This window comes from Thermus brockianus, assembly GCF_021462505.1.
Lineage (GTDB): Bacteria > Deinococcota > Deinococci > Deinococcales > Thermaceae > Thermus > Thermus hydrothermalis.
In genome coordinates this window covers 84,346-102,369 of the sequence record NZ_JAKEDV010000003.1, presented here as the reverse complement: position 1 = coordinate 102,369, position 18,024 = coordinate 84,346, and the positions used below count along the sequence as shown (strand labels likewise).

Annotated in this window: 19 protein-coding genes; 6 read left to right on the top strand and 13 right to left on the bottom strand. The window is 67.6% G+C overall.

Going from position 1 to position 18,024, the window contains the following annotated elements; genetic code table 11:
• The first annotated feature begins 6 nt into the window (after positions 1-6).
• Positions 7-1,179, top strand: coding sequence for an MFS transporter (locus tag LXN00_RS04585; RefSeq protein ID WP_234505440.1), 1,173 nt, complete (start codon positions 7-9; stop codon positions 1,177-1,179).
• On the opposite strand, the gene LXN00_RS04580 is transcribed toward LXN00_RS04585, so the two are convergent.
• From LXN00_RS04580 to sdhC, 9 genes are all read right to left on the bottom strand, one after another.
• Positions 1,141-2,571: a glycosyltransferase family 2 protein gene (locus tag LXN00_RS04580; RefSeq protein WP_234505437.1), complete on the bottom strand. Its 1,431-nt coding sequence runs from the start codon at positions 2,569-2,571 to the stop codon at positions 1,141-1,143. The two genes, LXN00_RS04585 and LXN00_RS04580, sit on opposite strands and share 39 nt — an antisense overlap.
• Entirely contained in the window at positions 2,571-3,704 is a 1,134-nt protein-coding gene (locus LXN00_RS04575; RefSeq protein ID WP_234505433.1) for a HEAT repeat domain-containing protein, read from the bottom strand. The genes LXN00_RS04580 and LXN00_RS04575 overlap by 1 nt, the downstream gene beginning before the upstream one ends.
• On the bottom strand, positions 3,688-4,050 hold the full coding sequence (locus LXN00_RS04570; RefSeq protein WP_234505430.1) for a response regulator transcription factor: 363 nt from the start codon (positions 4,048-4,050) through the stop codon (positions 3,688-3,690). The genes LXN00_RS04575 and LXN00_RS04570 overlap by 17 nt, the downstream gene beginning before the upstream one ends.
• 10 nt (positions 4,051-4,060) lie before the next feature.
• The gene (locus LXN00_RS04565) at positions 4,061-6,232 is read right to left on the bottom strand and encodes a sensor histidine kinase (RefSeq protein ID WP_234505427.1); all 2,172 of its coding nucleotides are present in this window, start codon (positions 6,230-6,232) and stop codon (positions 4,061-4,063) included.
• A 42-nt stretch (positions 6,233-6,274) separates the two neighbouring features.
• Positions 6,275-6,592, bottom strand: a complete 318-nt coding sequence (locus LXN00_RS04560) for a cupin domain-containing protein (RefSeq protein WP_234505424.1) — start codon at positions 6,590-6,592, stop codon at positions 6,275-6,277.
• A 62-nt stretch (positions 6,593-6,654) separates the two neighbouring features.
• Positions 6,655-7,353, bottom strand: a complete 699-nt coding sequence (locus LXN00_RS04555; RefSeq protein WP_234505423.1) for a succinate dehydrogenase iron-sulfur subunit — start codon at positions 7,351-7,353, stop codon at positions 6,655-6,657.
• A 9-nt stretch (positions 7,354-7,362) separates the two neighbouring features.
• On the bottom strand, positions 7,363-9,096 hold the full coding sequence (gene sdhA / locus LXN00_RS04550) for a succinate dehydrogenase flavoprotein subunit (RefSeq protein ID WP_234505421.1): 1,734 nt from the start codon (positions 9,094-9,096) through the stop codon (positions 7,363-7,365).
• A 1-nt stretch (position 9,097) separates the two neighbouring features.
• Positions 9,098-9,493 (bottom strand): succinate dehydrogenase hydrophobic membrane anchor subunit, encoded by a 396-nt coding sequence (locus LXN00_RS04545; protein ID WP_234505418.1) that lies wholly within the window; start codon positions 9,491-9,493, stop codon positions 9,098-9,100.
• A complete protein-coding gene (sdhC, locus tag LXN00_RS04540) occupies positions 9,483-9,848 on the bottom strand; it encodes a succinate dehydrogenase, cytochrome b556 subunit (RefSeq protein ID WP_234505416.1) in 366 nt (121 codons plus the stop codon). The genes LXN00_RS04545 and sdhC overlap by 11 nt, the downstream gene beginning before the upstream one ends.
• A gap of 282 nt (positions 9,849-10,130) precedes the next feature.
• On the opposite strand from sdhC, the gene speD reads away from it, so the two are divergent.
• The 4 genes from speD (at position 10,131) to LXN00_RS04520 (ending at position 13,669) form a co-directional block, all read left to right on the top strand.
• Positions 10,131-10,565, top strand: a complete 435-nt coding sequence (speD, locus tag LXN00_RS04535; RefSeq protein WP_234505414.1) for an adenosylmethionine decarboxylase — start codon at positions 10,131-10,133, stop codon at positions 10,563-10,565.
• 87 nt (positions 10,566-10,652) lie between these two features.
• Positions 10,653-11,798 (top strand): NEW3 domain-containing protein, encoded by a 1,146-nt coding sequence (locus LXN00_RS04530; protein ID WP_234505412.1) that lies wholly within the window; start codon positions 10,653-10,655, stop codon positions 11,796-11,798.
• A 1-nt stretch (position 11,799) separates the two neighbouring features.
• Positions 11,800-12,723, top strand: coding sequence for an ABC transporter ATP-binding protein (locus tag LXN00_RS04525; protein WP_234505409.1), 924 nt, complete (start codon positions 11,800-11,802; stop codon positions 12,721-12,723).
• Complete coding sequence (locus LXN00_RS04520) at positions 12,713-13,669, top strand: ABC transporter permease (protein ID WP_234505406.1); 957 nt, start codon at positions 12,713-12,715, stop codon at positions 13,667-13,669. Before LXN00_RS04525 ends, LXN00_RS04520 begins: the two co-directional genes overlap by 11 nt.
• A gap of 2 nt (positions 13,670-13,671) precedes the next feature.
• Here LXN00_RS04520 and LXN00_RS04515 read toward each other — a convergent pair whose 3' ends face one another.
• Both LXN00_RS04515 and LXN00_RS04510 read right to left on the bottom strand, forming a co-directional pair.
• Positions 13,672-14,049 carry a cupin domain-containing protein gene (locus LXN00_RS04515; RefSeq protein ID WP_234505403.1) on the bottom strand — a complete coding sequence of 126 codons (378 nt, stop codon included), beginning with the start codon at positions 14,047-14,049 and terminating at the stop codon, positions 13,672-13,674.
• The gene (locus LXN00_RS04510) at positions 14,037-14,663 is read right to left on the bottom strand and encodes a phosphoribosyltransferase (protein WP_234505400.1); all 627 of its coding nucleotides are present in this window, start codon (positions 14,661-14,663) and stop codon (positions 14,037-14,039) included. The genes LXN00_RS04515 and LXN00_RS04510 overlap by 13 nt, the downstream gene beginning before the upstream one ends.
• An 89-nt stretch (positions 14,664-14,752) precedes the next feature.
• On the opposite strand from LXN00_RS04510, the gene LXN00_RS04505 reads away from it, so the two are divergent.
• On the top strand, positions 14,753-16,435 hold the full coding sequence (locus LXN00_RS04505) for a long-chain-fatty-acid--CoA ligase (RefSeq protein WP_234505397.1): 1,683 nt from the start codon (positions 14,753-14,755) through the stop codon (positions 16,433-16,435).
• Here LXN00_RS04505 and LXN00_RS04500 read toward each other — a convergent pair.
• Together LXN00_RS04500 and LXN00_RS04495 are read right to left on the bottom strand one after the other, a co-directional pair.
• Positions 16,432-17,556 (bottom strand): cysteine desulfurase family protein, encoded by a 1,125-nt coding sequence (locus LXN00_RS04500; protein WP_234505394.1) that lies wholly within the window; start codon positions 17,554-17,556, stop codon positions 16,432-16,434. The genes LXN00_RS04505 and LXN00_RS04500 overlap by 4 nt on opposite strands.
• A gap of 9 nt (positions 17,557-17,565) precedes the next feature.
• Positions 17,566-18,012, bottom strand: coding sequence for an RrF2 family transcriptional regulator (locus tag LXN00_RS04495; RefSeq protein ID WP_071677519.1), 447 nt, complete (start codon positions 18,010-18,012; stop codon positions 17,566-17,568).
• Positions 18,013-18,024 lie beyond the last annotated feature (12 nt).

Here is an 18,024-nt window from a genome sequence, read left to right as displayed (position 1 = left end):
GGGCGGGTGGAACCCGACCGCTCCCTCCGCCTCTCCCTCTGGGAAGGCACCTTGGCCGTCCTTTTCCTCAACTGGAGCACCGGGGTCCTCGTCACGGGGTACGCCCTGGCCCTAGGGGCCCCGCCCTTGGCCCTGGCCCTCCTGGGGGCCCTGCCCTTTTTGGCCCAACTCACGGCCCCCCTGGCCCCCTTCCTCCGGGGAAGCCGGAAGGCTTGGGCGGTGCGGCTTAACCTGGCCTCCCGCCTCCTCTTCGTGCCCGCCATCCTCTCCCCCTTCTTGCCCGAAGGGCTAAGGGTGCCGGGCCTCCTCCTTTTCGCCGCCTTTTCCCAGCTCCTCGCCGCCCCGGTGGGGGTGCTTTGGCTTTCCTGGATGGCGGACCTCGTGCCCCCAGAAAGGCGGGGCCGTTACTTCGGCTTCCGCAACGCCCTCTTGGGCCTGGTGGGCACCTTGGGGAACGCCTTGGGCGGCCTGGTGGCGGATACCCTTCCCCCGCCCACCGGTTACCAGGCGGTGCTCCTTCTGGGGGTAGGGGCAGGGCTCCTCTCCGTTTGGGTTTTGCGCCTGCAAACCGAACCCCCAAAGCCCTCCCCTCCCCCGCCCCGCGCCGCCTTGCGGGCCGCCTTCCAAGACCGGGCCTACCGCCGTTACCTAAGCCGCGTCCTCCTCTGGTACGGGGCGGTGATGGTGGGCGGACCCTTCGTGGTGCCTTATTTCGTGCAGGTGGGCGGGCTCTCCATGGCCGCGGTGGGGCTTTGGACCCTCCTCTCCGCCACCTCGGGGCTCGTCTTTGGCCCCCTCTGGGGCCGGCTTGCGGACCGGGAGGGGCATGGGGTGGTCCTCTTCCGGGCGGGAATGGTGGGGGCCCTAATGCCCGCTTTGTGGCTCCTAGGCTCCCCCACCTTCCCCTGGCCCATCTGGCTTTCCGCCGTGGCCGACGCCCTGGCCTGGAGCGGCCTAAGCACCGCCATGGCCAACGCCGCCCTGGCCCGGGCCCCCGAGGAGGTACGGGGCGGCTACCTGGCCCTCTTTTGGCTGGCCCTGGGGCTTGGGGGGCTTGGGGGAAGCCTTCTCGCCGGGGGGATCGCCCACCTCGGCCTGGGTCCGAGCCCCTACCACCTCCCCATCCTGGTTTCCTTGGGTCTACGGCTTCTCGTGGCCCTCTCCCTCCGGCGCCTCTAGGCCCTTCCTTTGCATCTCCCCCCAGACCCCCCGCTTGCGCCACACCTGGAAGGTGGCGAGAAAGCGCTCCCAGGCGAGGAGCTGGCGGTAGCCCAGGGCCTCGAGGACCCCCAAGAAGAGAAGCCAAAGCCTGTCCCTTAGCCGGGGGTAGCGCTTGAGGAGCAGGGTTTCCATCCCCACGGCGAGGTGGGAAAGGAGCACCCCGTACCCCACCGCCAGGGCCAGGAAGAGCACCGCCACCTCGGGGTTCAGGAGGCCCAAAAGCCAGAAGACGGGAAGAATGGCGTAGCCCAGCACCTCCACCACCGGGCCCAAGGCCTCAAAGAGGAAAAAGTAGGGCATGGCCACGAGGCCCAGCCGCCCGTACCGGGGGTTGAAGAGCATGGCCCGGTGGGCCCAGAGCACCTCCCAAAGCCCCCGGTGCCAGCGGTTCCGTTGCCTCCGCAAGGTGGCCAGGTCCGCCGGCACCTCGGTGTAGCAGATGGGGTCCGGGGTGTAGAGGATGCGGTACTCCCGCCCCTCCTCCCGGGCCCGGCGGTGGAGGCGCACCACGAGCTCCATGTCCTCCCCCACGGTGTCCGTGCGGTAACCCCCAATGCGGAGGGCCTCCTCCCTGCGGAACACCCCAAAGGCCCCGGAGATGATGAGGAGGGCGTTCATGGCGCTCCAGCCGGCGCGCCCCATGAAGAAGGCCCGGGCGTACTCAATGACCTGCATTTTCTCCAAGAAGCCCCGGGGTAGCCGCATCTCCCGCACCACCCCGCCCCGCACCACCGCCCCGTTCAGGGGCCTTATGGTGCCCCCCACGGCCAAAACCCGGTCGTCCTCCAGGAAAAGCCGGCTCGCCCGCAGGAGGGCCTGGGCGTCCAGGAGGCTATCGGCGTCCACGGCGCAGAAGAGGGGATAGCGGGCGAAGTTGAGCCCGGCGTTTAGGGCATCCGCCTTGCCCCCGTTCTCCTTGTCCACCACCAGAAGGTTGGGGTATAGGAGCGAGCGGTACACCGCCCGCACCGGCTTGCTCGGGAGCACCCGGCGGTACACCCAGTCCACCGCCACCAGGTGGAAGGTCTCCTTCAGGACCTCGAGGGTCTTGTCCTTCGGCCCGTCCGCCACCACCACCACCTCAAACTCCGGGTAGTGCAGGGCGAGGAAGGAGCGCACCGAGGCGGCGATGGTCTTCTCCTCGTTGTAGGTGGGCACCAGGATGGAAACGGGCAGGTAAGCCTCCCGCTCCAAAAGGTCCTTGAGGGCGAGCTCGGAGAGCTCCCGGGCGTAGCGGGCCACCATGGCGAGGCCGCTTACGGCGAAGTAGGCGTAAAGGAGGTTCAAGAGGGCGAAGTAGTAGAGGACGAAGACCTGGTAAGCGAAAAGGAACCAAAGAAGCGCCTCCATCACGCCCCCGCCACCTGCCTGGCCATGGCCCGGCCGTAGGGGTCCGGGTGGGCCTCGGCCGCCTGTTTCAGGAGCGCCGGGTCCAAGGCCCTAAGGGCCTCCGCCGCCCCCCGGCGCACATAGAAGGAAGGGTCGGAAAGGGCCTTCCACAAAGCCCTTCGGGCCAGGGCTCCCCCAAGGAGGGGAAGGAGGCGCACCGCCTGTAGCCGCAAGAACTCCTCCTCCGCCCCCAAGGCGGCGAGCACCGCCTCCTCGTGCCCCAAGGGGGGGTACTCCAGGCGCCAAAGGGCCCGCATGGCCGCCGCCCGCACCTCGGGGTCGGGGTGGCGGAGGAACCCCAGGACCGCCTCCGCCAGGCCGTGGAGCTTGAGCCGGCCCAAGGCCTCCAAGGCCGCCCACGCCTCTTCCTCTCCCCCCGCCTGCAAAAAGCGCCGCGCCACCGGCTCCGCCCGGTCCTCCAAAAGGAGGAGAACCTCCAAAAGCGCCCCTCTGGGTAGCGCCGCCCGCAACAAGGCCTCGGCGAAGGCCTCCAGGTCCTCTTCCCCCACCAGGCGGGCCCCCGCCCGGGCCGCCGCCAGACGCAACACAGGGTCCGGGTGGGCCAGGTAGGGGAGGACGAGGGGGAAGGCCTCGGGCAGGCGGGCCTGGGCCAGGGCGTCCAGGGCCTCGAGGCGGCGGGCCCGGGAAGCGAAGGGGCTCGTAAGGGCCCTCCGCCACCGGGGTAGGCCCAGGCGGAGCCAAGGGAGGAGGGCCTGGGCCAACTCCCCCTCCAGGCTTTCCCTTAAGGCCAAAAGGGCGGCGAAGGCCTCCTTGGGCCAGGGAGGAGGAGGCAGGTTTTCCCCCGCCAGGAGGGCCTGGGCGAACCCCTCCAGGTATCTTTCCCGGAGCCTTTCCTCCTCCCCTTCCCGCCAGGCGGTGTAGGCATGGTAAAGGAGGACATAGGCCCCCAGGAGGACAAGGGCGAGCCCGGTGGGGGCGAGGCCTAAGAGGAGGGCGCCCACCGTCTCCCCGTAGCCCAGGAGGCCGAAGAGGCGGGCCGTGAAGGCGAAGACCAAATACCCGAGGGCCAGGGCCTCGAGGAGGACCACCAGGAAGACTACCAGGGCGTAAAGCCCTTCACCGGACCGCCACATGCCGCCCCAAGCGGAGGATCAGCTCTTTCGGGCTAAAGGGTTTGGTGAGGTAGTCCTGCGCCCCCGCCCGCAGGGCCTCCAGCACGTGGTGCTCTTGCTTTAGGCCCGAAAGGACCAAAACCGGGGTCGCCTTCCCCAAGGTCTGGCGCAGGTGGCGCAGGAGGTCCAGGCCAAACCCCCCAGGGAGGTTGAGGTCCAGGAGGATGGCGTCCCAATCCTCCCCCAAGGCCGCCAGGGCCAAGGCATAGTCCCGGGCCAAGTGGGGCCAAAAGCCCTCCCGCTTAAGGGCGAGCTCCAGGACCTTGGCCACGGCGGGGTCGTCCTCCACCACCAGAACCCGGGCCACGGAAGCCATTCTATTCTCCGGCTAGACGCTCCAAAAGGGCCCGCACCTCGGGGTCGGGGTTGCGGCGAAGCTCCTCCTCGAGGAGGCGCCGGGCCTCCTCCCGCTTGCCCGCCTCCAGAAGGGCCTTGGCCAGGGTGAAGCGGGCCAAGGGGTAGTCGGGCTTTAGGGAAAGCACCTGCCGGGCCAAAAGCTCCGCCTCCCGAGGCCGCCCCAGGGCCAAGACCACCTCAGCGAGGCCCCAGCGGGCGTCCAGGTTGCCCGGGTCCAAGGCCAGCACCTTGCGGTAGCTCTCCTCCGCCTCGGCGTAGCGGCCCATGTGGTAAAGGAGCCGCCCGTACCGCACGCGGATGTCGGGGCTATCCAAGAGGGCCAAAGCCCTCTCGTAAAGGGGCTTGGCCTCAGCGTGGCGGCCCTGGAGGTAGAGGGCGAAGGCGAGCTCCCCAAGGGCCTCGGCGTCGTCGGGGAAAGCGGCCACCGCCCTGCGCAAAAAGGCCTCGGCCCCCGTGGGGTCGCGGGGCAGGCGGCTTTTCCCTTGGTAGAAGCTATACCGCTCGCGGAAAGGCACAGGGTCCGAGGGGTAGCCCAAAAGCCCCACCTCGTCCAGGGCGAAGGCCCGCACCTGGCTTAAGCGGTCCGCCTGGGGCAGGTAGCGGAAAAGCCCCCCTTCCGCCCGGGCGGAGAGGACCACCCTTTCCCCGCTTCGCACCTCCACGAGAAAGCCCTTCGCCCCTTCCGGGCCCAGGAGGCGGAAGACCACCTCGCCCCCCTCCCCCGGCACCGGCCGCACCAAGGGGGCGGGAAGGAGCTTCCTGCGCACCCCCGTGCCCAAGAGGGCCCCCTCCCCGGCGGGCAGGGCCTCCTGGCCCAGGGCAAGCCGGCCCCGGTAGAGGGAAACCCTACCCCGCTCCTCCCGGGAAAGGCGCAGGTGGGTGCCCGTGGGCCTTACCTCCCCCTCGGGGGTGGAAAAGGCGAGGCCTATGTTCCCCTCCCGCACCGCCTCCACCCCACCCCTTTCCAAGGCCACCCTTAGCCTCTCCCCCCCGCCCCAAAGGCTCCGCCAACGCCGGGCTTCCCCCTGGGCATCGGGGCTAAAGGCGAGTTCTAACCCCCTTAGCCGCACCACCTCCCCTGCCGGCACCTCTCCGAAGGCCCGGGAGCCCAGGGGGGCAGGGTAGATGGGAAGCCGGGCCAAGGCGATGAGGGCCAGCATGAGGAGAAGGAGCCTCCCCACGGGGGCCCGCTGCCCGGGCCGGGGCCGGGGAAGGAGGAGCAGGAAGGTGCTTCCCTTCCCCAAGCGGCTTTTCAGGCGCACCTCCCCCCCGTGGGCCTCGAGGACCCGCTTCACCAAGGCCAGGCCCAGCCCCGTCCCCTCCGCCTCCCCCCGGGTGGAAGCCCGGTAGAAAGGCTCAAAAACCTTCTCCGCCTCCTCCTTGGGTATGCCGGGCCCGGTGTCGCCGATGGCGATCCCGTAGCGGTCCGGGCCAGCGAGGAGCCGCACGGAAACCCGCCCCCCTTCCGGGGTGTACTTCACGGCGTTGTTAAGGACGTTGAGAACCGCCTGGTAAAGCCAGTCCCGGTCCCCATAGACCCAAGCCTCCCGCCGGGGAAGGGAAAGGCGGATGGCTAGCCCCTTTCTGCGGGCCAGGGGCCGCACCTCCTCCACCGCCTGCAGGAGGAGGGCCTTCAGGTCCACCCGCTCGGACTTAAGCCGCACCCCCTGGCCTAGGCTCAGGTACTCCTGGGCCCGTTGCAAAAGCTCCCGGATGCGCCTTGCTGAGCGCTCAGCGATCTCCAAAAGCTCCAGGGCCTCTTCCGGCAAACCCTCGGTTTCCCGGAGAAGCTCCAGGGCCCCCAGGACGCTCATCAAGGGGTTCTTGATCTCGTGGAGGAGAAGGCCAAGAAGCCTCCCCGTTTCCCCTTGGGCTTTTAGGAGGGCAAGCTCCCTTTCCCGGAGCTCAAGGAGCTCCCGAAAGGCCCGAAGGAGGAGGCGCAAGGCCTCCTGGACCTCGCGGGAAGGCGGCTTTCCTTCCCAGTAAAGGGCGAGGTCCCCTTCCTCCCAAAGCTTCTCCCCCCGCACCGGGGGCTCAGGCAACACCTCCCCTCGGAAGACCACCCGCACCGGGTAGCGGCGCAGGACCTCGGCCAAGAAGGCCAGGTCCGCGGGGGGGCGCTCCTGTAGCATTTCCCTTAGCCTAGCCCAAGGGTTTGAAAGGGGCGTGAAGGCCTAGGGCTTAGGGGCCATGACCACCAGGAGGAGGGCTGGGCTTGCCGAGGCGTTCCGCACCCCGTGGGGCTTCCCCGCCTCGGCCAAGGCGGCCATCCCGGGGGCCAGAAGGGCCTCCTCCTCCCCCACCTGCACCACCACCTCCCCCTCCAACACGTAGTAGACCTTGTCCGCCCCCTCGTGGGCGTGCACCTTCTGGGCTTGGCCGGGGAGGAGGGCGTAGAGGTCGTAGAACATGTAGGGCGAGTCAAACACCGGGATCTTCGCCATCTTCTCCTGGCTGTAGCGGGCCAGGCGTTTGAGGTCGCGGATCTCCATGGGAGCAGTTTAATGGTAAGCCCGAGGGGTTTTCTTCCCCTCGGGCTTACCGAGCCACTTTCCTAGAAACGGTCAAAGAGGATCTCCCGCTTCACCTCCTCAATGAGCTGGGTCACGGGGATCTCCCGGGGGCAGGCCTCGGTGCAGTTGTAGGCGGTGCGGCAACGCCACACCCCGCTCCCCGAGCCCAGGGCCTTGAAGCGCTCCCTCTTCCCCCGGTCACGGGAGTCAAAGATGAAGCGGTGGGCCTGGACGATGGCCGCCGGGCCCAAGTAGGTGCCGTTCACCCAGAAGACGGGACAGCTGGTGGTGCAGCTGGCGCAGAGGATGCACTTGGTACCGTGGTCAAAGCGCTCCCTTTCCTCGGGGGACTGGAGGCGCTCCCGCTGGGGCGGGGGCTCCTCGTTGATGAGGAAGGGCTTCACCGCCCGGTAGGCGGCGAAGAAGGGCTCCATGTCCACGATGAGGTCCTTCTCCACCGGCAGGCCCCGGATGGGCTCCACGGTGATGACCTTGCCCAGGTCCTTCACCAGGGTCTTGCAGGCCAGGCGGTTTCTGCCGTTGATGAGCATGGCGTCGGAGCCGCAGATGCCGTGGCCGCAACTCCGGCGGAAGGCCAGGGTGCCGTCCTGCTCCCACTTGACCTTGTGCAGGAGGTCCAAGACCCGGTCCGTGGGCTCGGCCTCCACCTGGTAGGTCTGCCAGTGGGGCCTTTGGTCCTTGGCGGGGTCAAAGCGGAGGATCTTCAGGGTGACCTGCATGGGCGCCTCCTAGTAGGTGCGGGCCTTGGGCTCAAAGCGGCCCAGGACCACGGGTTTGTAGCGGAAGGCCACCTTGCCATCCGCCACCTTGTAGGCCAGGGTGTGCTTGAGCCAGTTCTGGTCGTCCCGCTCGGGGTAGTCCTCCCGGGCGTGGGCCCCGCGGGACTCCGTGCGGTTCAGGGCGGAGTGAACCAGGGCCTCGGAGACCTCGAGGAGGTACCCGAGCTCCAACGCCTCCACCAGCTCCGTGTTGTAGGCGTCCCCCTTGTCGTCAATGGAGATTCGCTTGTAGCGGTCCATGAGCTCCTTGAGGATCTCCACCTGCTTTTGCAAAAGCTCCCCGGTGCGGAAGACGGAGGCGTGGTCCATCATGGACTGTTGGAGCTCGGCCCGCAACACCGCCACCTTCTCCTTGCCCGTGGAGTTCTTGATCCTTTCAATGCGCTCCCGGCTTGGACCCAGGTGCTCCTCGGTGAGCTCGTGGTAATCGGCGTCCTTGGCGAAGCGGGCGGCGTGGATCCCGGCCCGGCGCCCAAAGACCACCAGGTCCCCCAAGGAGTTGGTGCCCAGGCGGTTCGCCCCGTGGAGGCTCACACAGGCCGCCTCCCCGGCGGCGTAGAGGCCTGGGACCACGGTGTTCTTCTCGTCTTGGATCACCTGGCCCCACAGGGTGGTGGGAATCCCCCCCATGGCGTAGTGGGCCGTGGGCATCACCGGCACCGGCTCCTTCAAGGGGTCCACCCCCAGGTAGATGCGGCTGAACTCGGTGATGTCGGGGAGCTTCTTCTCAATGACCTCCGGGGGCAGGTGGGTGAGGTCCAGGAGGACGTGGTCCTTCTTGGGGCCTGCCCCGCGCCCCTCCCGCACCTCCAGGTACATGGCCCGGGCCACCACGTCCCGGGGGGCCAGGTCCTTGATGGTGGGAGCGTAACGCTCCATAAAGCGCTCGCCTAGGCCGTTGCGCAAAATGCCCCCCTCGCCCCGGGCCCCCTCCGTGAGGAGGATGCCCAAGGGGTAAAGCCCCGTGGGGTGGAACTGGTAAAACTCCATGTCCTCCAGGGGCAAGCCCTTGCGGTAGAGGATGGCCTGCAGGTCCCCCGTGAGGGTGTAGGCGTTGGAGGTCACCTTGTAGATGCGGCCAAACCCCCCGGAGGCGATGACGATGGCCTTGGCCTGGAAAAGGTGAAGCTCCCCCGTGGCCAGTTCCAAGGCCACCAGGCCCTTGGCTACCCCGTCCTCGAGGATCACGTCGGTGACGTGGAACTCGTTGTAGAAGGTGATGTTGTGCTTGACGCACTGCTGGTAGAGGGTCTGGAGGATCATGTGCCCCGTGCGGTCGGCGGCGTGGGCCGCCCGGTGCACGGGGGCCTTGCCCCAGTCCTTGGTGTGCCCGCCGAAACGGCGCTGGGCGATCTTGCCGTTGGGGAGGCGGTCAAAGGGAAGGCCCATGTGCTCTAGCTCAATCACCGCCTCAATGACCTCCTTGGCGAAGACCTCGGCGGCGTCCTGGTCGGTGAGGTAGTCCCCCCCCTTGACCGTGTCAAACATGTGCCATTCCCAGTGGTCCTCCTCCACGTTGCCCAGGGCCGCCCCTATCCCCCCTTGGGCCGCCCCGGTGTGGCTCCGGGTGGGGTAGAGCTTGCTGACCACCGCCACGTCGGCGCCTTCCCTAGCCGCATAAAGGGCGGTGGCGAGGCCCGCCCCGCCCGCACCCACCACGATGACCTCGTGCCTGTGCGCCATACTAGTTCACCCCAAAGTCGTGGTTAAAAAGGCTCAGGCTCCCCAGGAAGAAGAGGAAGGCGATGAGGCCGTAGAGCACCACCTTGGTCCAGAAGCGTTTGGCGGGATGGCGGATCCAGTCGTCCAGAACGTAGCGAAGCCCATTGCCCCCGTGCAGGAGGGCCAGGGCCAGGATGAGCCAGTCGTAGATCTTCCAGGTGGTCTGGGAAAGTCTCTTGGCCACGTAGGTGTAGTCAATCTTGTTGAGGTCGGTGAGGATGGCGTTCATCCACATGTGGCCGATGAGGAGGAAGACGAGGACCACCCCGGAGATGCGCATGAAAACCCACCAGTAAAGCTCCAGGTTGGTGCTGGCCTCGAGCCGCGCCTCTTGGTAGCGCTTGGACTTAATCGCCATGGCCCCCTCCCAGGATGCCCCCGCCAATCTTCACCAAGAAGGGCAGGTAGAAGAGGACAAAAAGCACCCAGACGGCGTACCAAAGCTGCCTCTGGTACCGCACCCCCCAGGCGGTGAAGTCCATAAGGATGATCCTAAGCCCGTTAAACCCGTGGTAGAGCACCCCGGCGATGAGGAGCAATAGCCCCACCTGGAACACGGGCTGGTGGTAGAACTTCATGAGGGCGTTGGACACCTCCGGCCCCCACATGGCGCTGGCAATGTTGGCCACGTGGAGCATGAGGAAGACCAGGATGCCCAGGCCCGAGATCCGGTGCAGGTAAAACGCCCACTGCCCTTCTCTTCCCCTGTACATGGCACCTCCTTGCCGGAGTTATCATACACCTTTCCCCCAAGGGCCTTGCGTCGGGCAGGCCACCTTCCCGCCGCCAGATACCCCATTCCCGTATAAGAGGCTTGGCCCAAACGAAGCTTCCTTCCTTGGCTACCCCCACCGCCCCAGGAAGGGGGCTTTCCCGGGGGCAAGGCGGGCTTTTCCCGCCCGGGAACGAGGTATTGACAGGGGGGGGAGGGGGGGGCATAATGGGGGGCGTGCCGCGGGGGATACCCCGGGGGGCACGGGAAGGAGGTGGTCAGGGTGGAACTCTTCGGATTCGGTCCGCATCTCATGGTGGACGGGTACGACGCCAACCCCGCAAAGCTCCAGGACGCTGAGCTGGTGCGCCGTGTCCTGGACGAGCTCCCCCAGGAGATGGAGATGACCAAGGTCCTCCCCCCCTTCGTCTACAGCTACGGCCCGAACGGGGAGGACGGGGTGACGGGGGTGGTGATCATCGCCGAAAGCCACATCGCCATCCATACCTTCCCCAAGAAGCGCTTCCTCTCCATTGACATCTTCTCCTGCAAGGCCTTTGACATGGCCAAGGCCCTGAAGAAGTTGGCCGAGGTCTTTGAAATCGGGCGCTACGAAACCTACATGATCCACCGGGGCAAGGAGTTCCCTAAAGACCCCGAGCTGGCCCGGAAGATCGTCCTGGGCGAACGGGAGTACCTGGAGGCCCGGGTCAGCTGACGGACCCACCCCCCTTCCCCGGGCACGCCCGGGGTTTTCATTTTGCACTCATGTTTTCTGCCTAGCCTTGATAGAGGAGGCTTAGGTATGGTGCGTAAGCTCCTTCCCCTGGTGGTGCTCCTCTTGGGCTTCACCCTGGCGCAGGGCTTCCGGGGCCTCTCCTTGGGCACCCCCTACCCCGAGATGGGGGTGCAGCCGGGAGAAAGCGTCAACCTGACCCTGACCCTGAAGAACTACGGGCTTCCGCCTGGGGTGGTGCGCCTCGCCCTGGCGGAGGTCCCCCAGGGCTGGCAGGCGAGCCTGATCGGGGGCGGGCGGCTAGTGCGGGCGGTGTACCTGCCCACGGACGGGGAAACCACCCTTACCCTCAGGCTCCAGCCTCCCAGGGAGGTAAGGCCGGGCACCTACCGCTTCCTGGTGAGGGCGGAAGGCCTAGGGCAGGCGGCGAGCCTCCCCATCGCCTTGGTGGTGGGCCAGGGCCTGCCGCAACGGCTTAGCCTCGAGGCCGAACTTCCCGTGCTCAAGGGCCCCCCCACCAGCTCTTTCCGCTACCGGGTCACCCTCAAGAACGAGTCCGACCGGGACCTTTTGGTCTCCTTAGAGTACGAGGCCCCCAAGGGCTTCCAGGTCACCTTCACCCCTGCCTTCTCCAGCCAGCAGGTGACGAGCCTGCCCCTCAAGGCCGGGGAGAGCAAGGACCTGGACGTGGAGGTCTCCCTGCCTAGGGACACCAAGGCGGACACCTACGGCCTCACCCTACGGGCGGTGGCGGGGGAGGCCAAGGCGGAGCTCGCCCTTACCCTGGAGGTCACGGGGCGGCCCGAGGTGCGCTTCACCACCAAGGAAGGGCGGCTTTCCGGGCAGGTGGTGGCGGGCCGGGAAAACGCCGTGAAGCTCTTGGTGAAGAACGAGGGAAGCGCCCCCGCCAAGAACCTCTCCTTCAGCGCCATGGAACCCTCGGGCTGGGAGGTGAAGTTTGAGCCCGAGAAGCTGGAAGCCCTGGACCCCGGCCAGGAACAGGAGGTGACCGCCCGCATCAAGCCTTCTCCCAAGGCGGTCACGGGGGACTACATGGTGACCCTTTCCCTCTCGGGGGACGAGGGGGTGTCCGAAAGCCTGGACTACCGGGCCACCGTGGTCCGCTCCAGCCTCTGGGGCCTGGTGGGGGTGGGCATCATGGCCGTGGCCCTTCTGGTCCTGGGCTTCGCCGTGAACCGCTTCGGCCGGAGGTAGCATGGCGATCATCCAAACCCGCGGCCTCACCAAGCGCTACGGCCGGGTGGTGGCCGTGGAGGACCTGAACCTGGAGGTGGCGGAGGGGGAGGTCTTCGGCCTCTTAGGCCCCAACGGCTCGGGCAAGACCACCACCATCCTCATGCTCCTGGGCCTCACCGAGCCCACCGCAGGCGAAGCCCGGGTCCTGGGCCTTGACCCCATGCGGGAACCCCTGAAGGTGAAGGCCAAAGTGGGCTACCTCCCGGACCAGGTGGGCTTCTACGGAGAACTCACCGCCTGGGAGAACCTGCGCTACACCACAAGGCTCCTCGGCCTTTCCGAGGCCGAGGCCAAGGCCCGGATTGAGGAGGTCCTAAAGCGCATGGGGCTTTGGGAGGTAAGGGACCGGCGGGTCGCCGCCTTCAGCCGGGGGATGCGCCAGCGCCTCGGCCTGGCGGAGGTTCTCCTCAAAAAGCCCAAGGTGGCCATCCTGGACGAGCCCACCCTGGGACTGGACCCCGAGGCCGCCCGGGAGTTCTTGGCGCTCATCAAGGGCCTCAAGCAGGAGGGCATCACCGTCCTCCTTTCCAGCCACCTCCTGCACCAGGTGCAGGAGATCTGCGACCGGGTGGGGCTTTTCCACAAGGGGCGGCTCGCCCTCTTGGGCACGGTGGAGGAGCTCGCCCAACGGGTCCTCGGGGGCGGGTACGAGATCCTGGTGGAGGCGGGCCCGGGCCTCGCCGAGGCCTTCGCCGCCTTGGACGGGGTGGCCAAGGTGGAGGCGGGGGAAGGGCGCTACCGCATCCTCGCCACCCGGGACCTCAGGCCCGAACTCGCCCGCATCGCCGTGGAGCGGGGTAGCCTCTACGGCCTCGCCTTGCGCAAGCCGAGCCTGGACGAGGTCTACGCCCACTACTTTAAGGAGGTGGCCCATGCGGCGTGAAGGTTCCCCTTGGACCGGGCTTTGGGCCGTCTTCTTCAAGGAGATGGCCGACCACCTCTCGGGGCTCAGGATGCGGATCCTCGAGGCCCTCATCCTCCTCTCCGCCCTGGCCGCCCTGTACACGGGCACCCAGACCCTGCGCCAGACCGTGGGGGAAGACCCCTACCTCTACCTCAAGCTCCTCACCACGGCCCAGGACCCCTTGCCCTCCTTCGTGGGCTTCCTTTCCTTCTTCGTCCCGTTGGCCGCCATCGCCTTGGCCTTTGACGCCGTGAACGGGGAGTACGCCCGGGGCACCCTCTCCCGCATCCTCTCCCAGCCCATCTACCGGGACGCCCTCCTCTTCGGCAAGTTCTTGGCGGGGCTCGGCACCCTGGCGGTCCTCCTCCTGGCCCTCTTCCTCCTGGTGGTGGGCCTTGGGCTCTTCACCCTGGGCGTGCCCCCGGAGGCCGAGGAGATGGCCCGGGCCTTCTTCTTCCTCCTGGCTACCCTGGCCTACGCTGGGGTCTGGCTCGCCCTAGGCCTTCTCTTCTCGGTGCTTTTCCGCCAGCCCGCCACCGCCGCCTTGGCCGCCATCGGGGTCTGGCTCTTCTTCGCCGTCTTCTTCCCCATCCTCACCGACCTGGCAGCCAACGCCCTCCTCCTCCAAGCCGACCCCTTTGACCCGGAAAGCCAGCTAAGGCAGGCCAACCTGGCCCTCTGGATCTCCCGGCTTTCCCCCAACACCCTCTACGCCGAAACCCTCACCGCCGTCCTGAACCCGGCGGTGCGCTCCCTGGGGCCCATCCTCATCACCCAGCTGGAGGGGGCGGTGCTCGGCACCCCCCTGCCCTTAGGGCAAAGCCTCCTCCTCGTCTGGCCCCAGCTCACCGGGCTTTTCGCCCTGGTGATCCTCCTCTTCACCCTGGCCTACGTGGCCTTCCAGCGGCAGGAGGTGCGGGCCTAAAGCTACTCCAGCCACTCCGTGGCGTAGGCGCTCGTCTTGGGGATGACGCAGAGGAACTCCACGGGCTCATCCCCCTCGTTCACGTAGGCGTGGGGGGTGTCCGGGGGAATGTAGACCGCCTGGCCGGCGGAAACCTCCCGCACCTCCTCCCCCAAAAAGACCTTCATCCGCCCGGAAAGCACGTACTGCTCGTGCTCAATGGTGGGGTGCTTGTGCTTGGGGATACGTCCCCCGGGGAGGAGGGTGAACTTGCGGGTGATGAAGTGAGGGGCCCCGTCCTCGGGGCCTATGAGCACCTGGATGAAGGCCTTCTCCCCCCGCTCCACGGGGCGGGCCTCCACGCTCGCCGCCTGCTTGACCACGGGCTTCATGCCGCCCATTGTAGCAGAAGGGCCTCCACGTCCTCGTCCGTGACCTCGCTGAAGTCCAGGTAGTAGGCCCCCACGGCAGCGAAGTCGGGAGGCGTGGAAAGGGCCACCACCTCCGCCCGCTCCTTTAGCTTTTCCACCGCTTCCGGGCTCGCCACGGGCACCGCCACCACCACGCGCCTGGGGCTTTCCGCCAAAACCACGGAAAGGGCCGCTTCCATGCTGGAACCGGTGGCGATGCCATCGTCCACCAGGACCACGTCCCGCCCCGTCAAGGGGACCTTGGGACGCACCTTGCGGTAGCGCTCCATCCGCTTGCGGATCACGTCCTTCTGCCGGGCCGCTTCCCTTTCCAGGTAGCTCGGGTCCGCATACTGGAGGGCGTAGGGGCGCAGGATGAGCTCCCCCTTCTCCCCCACCGCTCCCAGGGCGAACTCGGGGTTGCCGGGCGCCCCCACCTTGCGCACCAAGACCACGTCCAGCTCACCCCCCAGACGCCGGGCCACCTCTTCCGCCACCACCACCCCGCCCCGGGGTATCCCCAAGACCACGGGACGCTCCAGGCCTAGGGGTTGTAAGGCCTCGGCCAAAAGGGCTCCGGCGTGCCGGCGGTCACGGAAGCGCATAGGAAACCTCCGCCATCCATGCTACACCAGCCCATGGTCTTGAACGCGGTATAAAGTGCTTGGTAACCTGGGGGGCAAAGGAGGGTAGCATGTCCGAAGTCCGCACCAAGCCTTGGCTGGCCCATTACGACCCAGGCGTCCCCGCGGAGGTAGAGGTCCCCCCCATCCCCCTTTGGCGCCTTTTGGAGGAAAGCGCCCAGCGCTTTCCCAAGAACGTGGCCCTGGAGTTCTTGGGGAAAACCCTGACCTACGGGGAAACCTGGGACCTGGCCCGCCGCTTTGCCCGGGGGCTACAGGACCTAGGGGTGAAGCCAGGGGAGCGGGTCGCCATCATGCTCCCCAACACGCCCCAGTTCGTCCTGGCCTTCTTCGGCACCCTCTTGGCGGGGGGCGTGGGGGTGAACGTGAACCCCCTCTACACCCCCAGGGAGCTTAGGCACCAGCTCGCCGACGCCGGGGCGGAAACCCTGGTCATCCTGGACCACCTCCTGCCCCGCTTCCTGGAAGTGGAGAAGGAAACGCCCGTAAAGCGGGTGGTGGTCACGGGGATTAAGGACTTCCTCCCCTTCCCCAAGAACCTCCTCTACCCCCTGAAGGCCAAAAGGGACAAGCTTCCCCTAGGCTTCCCCAAGCGGGAAGGCTTCTTCGCCTTCAACGAGCTCCTGAAGCGCCCCCCCGCCACGCCCCACCCGGCCGATCCCGAGGACCTGGCCCTCCTCCAGTACACGGGGGGCACCACGGGGATCTCCAAGGGAGCCATGCTCACCCACCGCAACCTGGTGGCCAACGTCCTGCAGATTGACGCCTGGGACCCCACCTCCAGGGAGCTTTTGGGCAAGGGGGTGATGCTTGGGGCCCTGCCCTTCTTCCACGTGTACGGCATGACCGTGGCCATGAACTACGGCCTCTTCTCCGGCTACAAGATCGTCCTCCTCCCCCGCCCGGAGATCCACGCCGTGGTGGAGGCCATTGAGAAGCACGGGGTCACCCACTTCCCCGGGGTGCCCACCCTGTACGTGGCCTTCAACAACTTCCCCGGGATTGAGAAGCGCAACGTCAAGAGCATCCGCATCTGCCTCTCGGGGGCGGCCCCCTTGCCCGTGGAGGTGGCCAAGCGCTTTGAGGAGATCACGGGGGCCAGGCTCATTGAGGGCTACGGCCTCTCCGAGGCGAGCCCCGTGACCCACTCCAACCCCGTGGAAGGGGTGGTGAAAAAGGGCTCCATCGGCATGCCCCTCCCCAGCGTGGAGGCCAAGGTGGTGGACGAGGAGGGGAAGGAAGTGCCCTTGGGCGAGGTGGGCGAGCTCATCGTCAAGGGCCCCAACGTCATGAAAGGCTACTGGAACCGCCCCGAGGAAACCCAAAAGGCCCTCAAGGACGGCTGGCTCTACACCGGCGACATGGCTCGCATGGACGAGGACGGCTACTTCTACATCGTGGACCGCAAAAAGGACATGATCATCGCCGGCGGCTACAACATCTACCCCCGCGAGGTGGAAGAGGTCCTCTACACCCACGAGGCCGTCCAGGAGGCCGCCGTGGTGGGCGTCCCCGACCCCTACCGCGGGGAAACCGTGGCCGCCTTCCTCGTCCTCAAGCCCGAGTACCGGGGCAAGGTGACGGAAAAGGACATTGAGGCCTTCTGCCGCCAACACCTGGCCGCTTACAAGGTGCCCCGTATCATTGTCTTCCGGGAAAGCCTCCCCAAGTCCAGCGTGGGGAAGATCCTGAGGCGGGAGCTCAGGGAGGAGTTCGCCAAAAGGCAAGGCTAACCCCGGGCCCGCGCCACCGCCTCCCTAAAGGCGGCCACCGCCTTATCCACCTCCTCGAGGGTGGTGGTGCGGCCCAGGGAAAAGCGCAGGGAGGCCTTGGCCTCCTTGGGGGAGCGGCCCAGGGCCAGGAGGACGTGGGAGGGCTCGAGGCTTCCCGCCGAGCAGGCGGAGCCCGAGGAAACCGCTACCCCGAGGAGGTCCATGGCGAGGAGCAAGGCCTCCCCGTCCGCCCCCTTCACGGTGACGTTCGTCAGGTGGGGCAGGCGGGCCGTGGGGTGGCCATTCCGCTCCACCCCGGGCACGGCGAGGAGGCCGGCCTCGAGGCGGTCCCTTAGGGCGGCGAGGCGCGGGGCTTCCTCGGGCAGGAGCCTAAAAGCCTTCTCCAAGGCCACCGCCATGCCCCAGGCCAGGACCGGGCTCGGCGTCCCCCCCCGCCTCCCCCCCTCCTGGCTTCCCGGCACCAAGGGGACGAGGTCCACCCCCTGGCGCACCAGAAGCGCCCCCACCCCCTTGGGCCCGTAAAACTTGTGGGCGCTTAGGGAAACCAGATCCGCCCCCACCTCGTCGGCCCGGAAGGGGATGTGGCCCACCGCCTGCACGGCGTCCGTGTGGAAGAGAACCCCCTGGGCGTGGGCCACCTGGGCGATCTCCCGGATGGGGTAAAGGGTCCCCACCTCGTTGTTGGCGGCCATGACGCTCACCAGGATGGTCTCGGGCCTAAGAGCCTCCGCCACCTGCTCGGGGTAGACGAGGCCAAAGCGGTCGGGCTTTAGGCGGGTTACGGCGAAGCCCAGGCGCTCCAGAAGCCTTAGGGCCCCGAGGACCGCCGAGTGCTCCACCTCGGTGCTCACCACGTGCCCCCGCCCCTTGGCCAAGGCCACCCCCAAAAGGGCCAGGGCGTCCGCTTCCGAGCCTCCGCTGGTGAAGACCACCTCCCGGGGCCTCACCCCCAGGAGGGAGGCCACCTTCTCCCGTGCCCCCTCCAAGACCCGCCGGGCCTCCTGGCCGTAGCGGTGGATGCTGGAGGGGTTGCCAAAGGCCTCCTCCACCTCCCGCATGGCCTCCCGCACCTCGGGGTCCAGGGGGGTGGTGGCGGCGTGGTCCAGGTAGATCCCGCGCACCTCCTTAGGCTACCCGGTGGGCTCCAGTTGGATCAGGCGCCTCGCCTCTATGAGCTTCCGCTCCTCAATGAGGTCCTTCAGGGTGGTCCCCCCCAGGACCTGGCGCATGGCCAGGTCCACCCGCTTCCAAAGGAGCTCCGTGGAGCACTGCCCCACCTTGGCGCAACTCTCTGGGTCCTCAATGCAGGAAACGGGGGCCAGGCTTCCCTCCAGGGCCTCCACCACCTCCAAGGCGGTGACCCGCTCCGGGGGGCGGGCCAGGCGGTACCCCCCCTTGGCCCCCCGCACGGAGCGGATGAAGCCCGCACGGCGGAGCTGGGCGGCGATCTGCTCCAGGTAGTGCTGGCTGATGCCCTGGGCCTCGGCCACCTCCTTGAGGGGCACCGCCTCGGGGGCGCGGAGGCCGATCTCCACCAGGGCCCTCAGGCCATACTGGGCCTTCGTGGACACCCACATGCCCTCAGTATA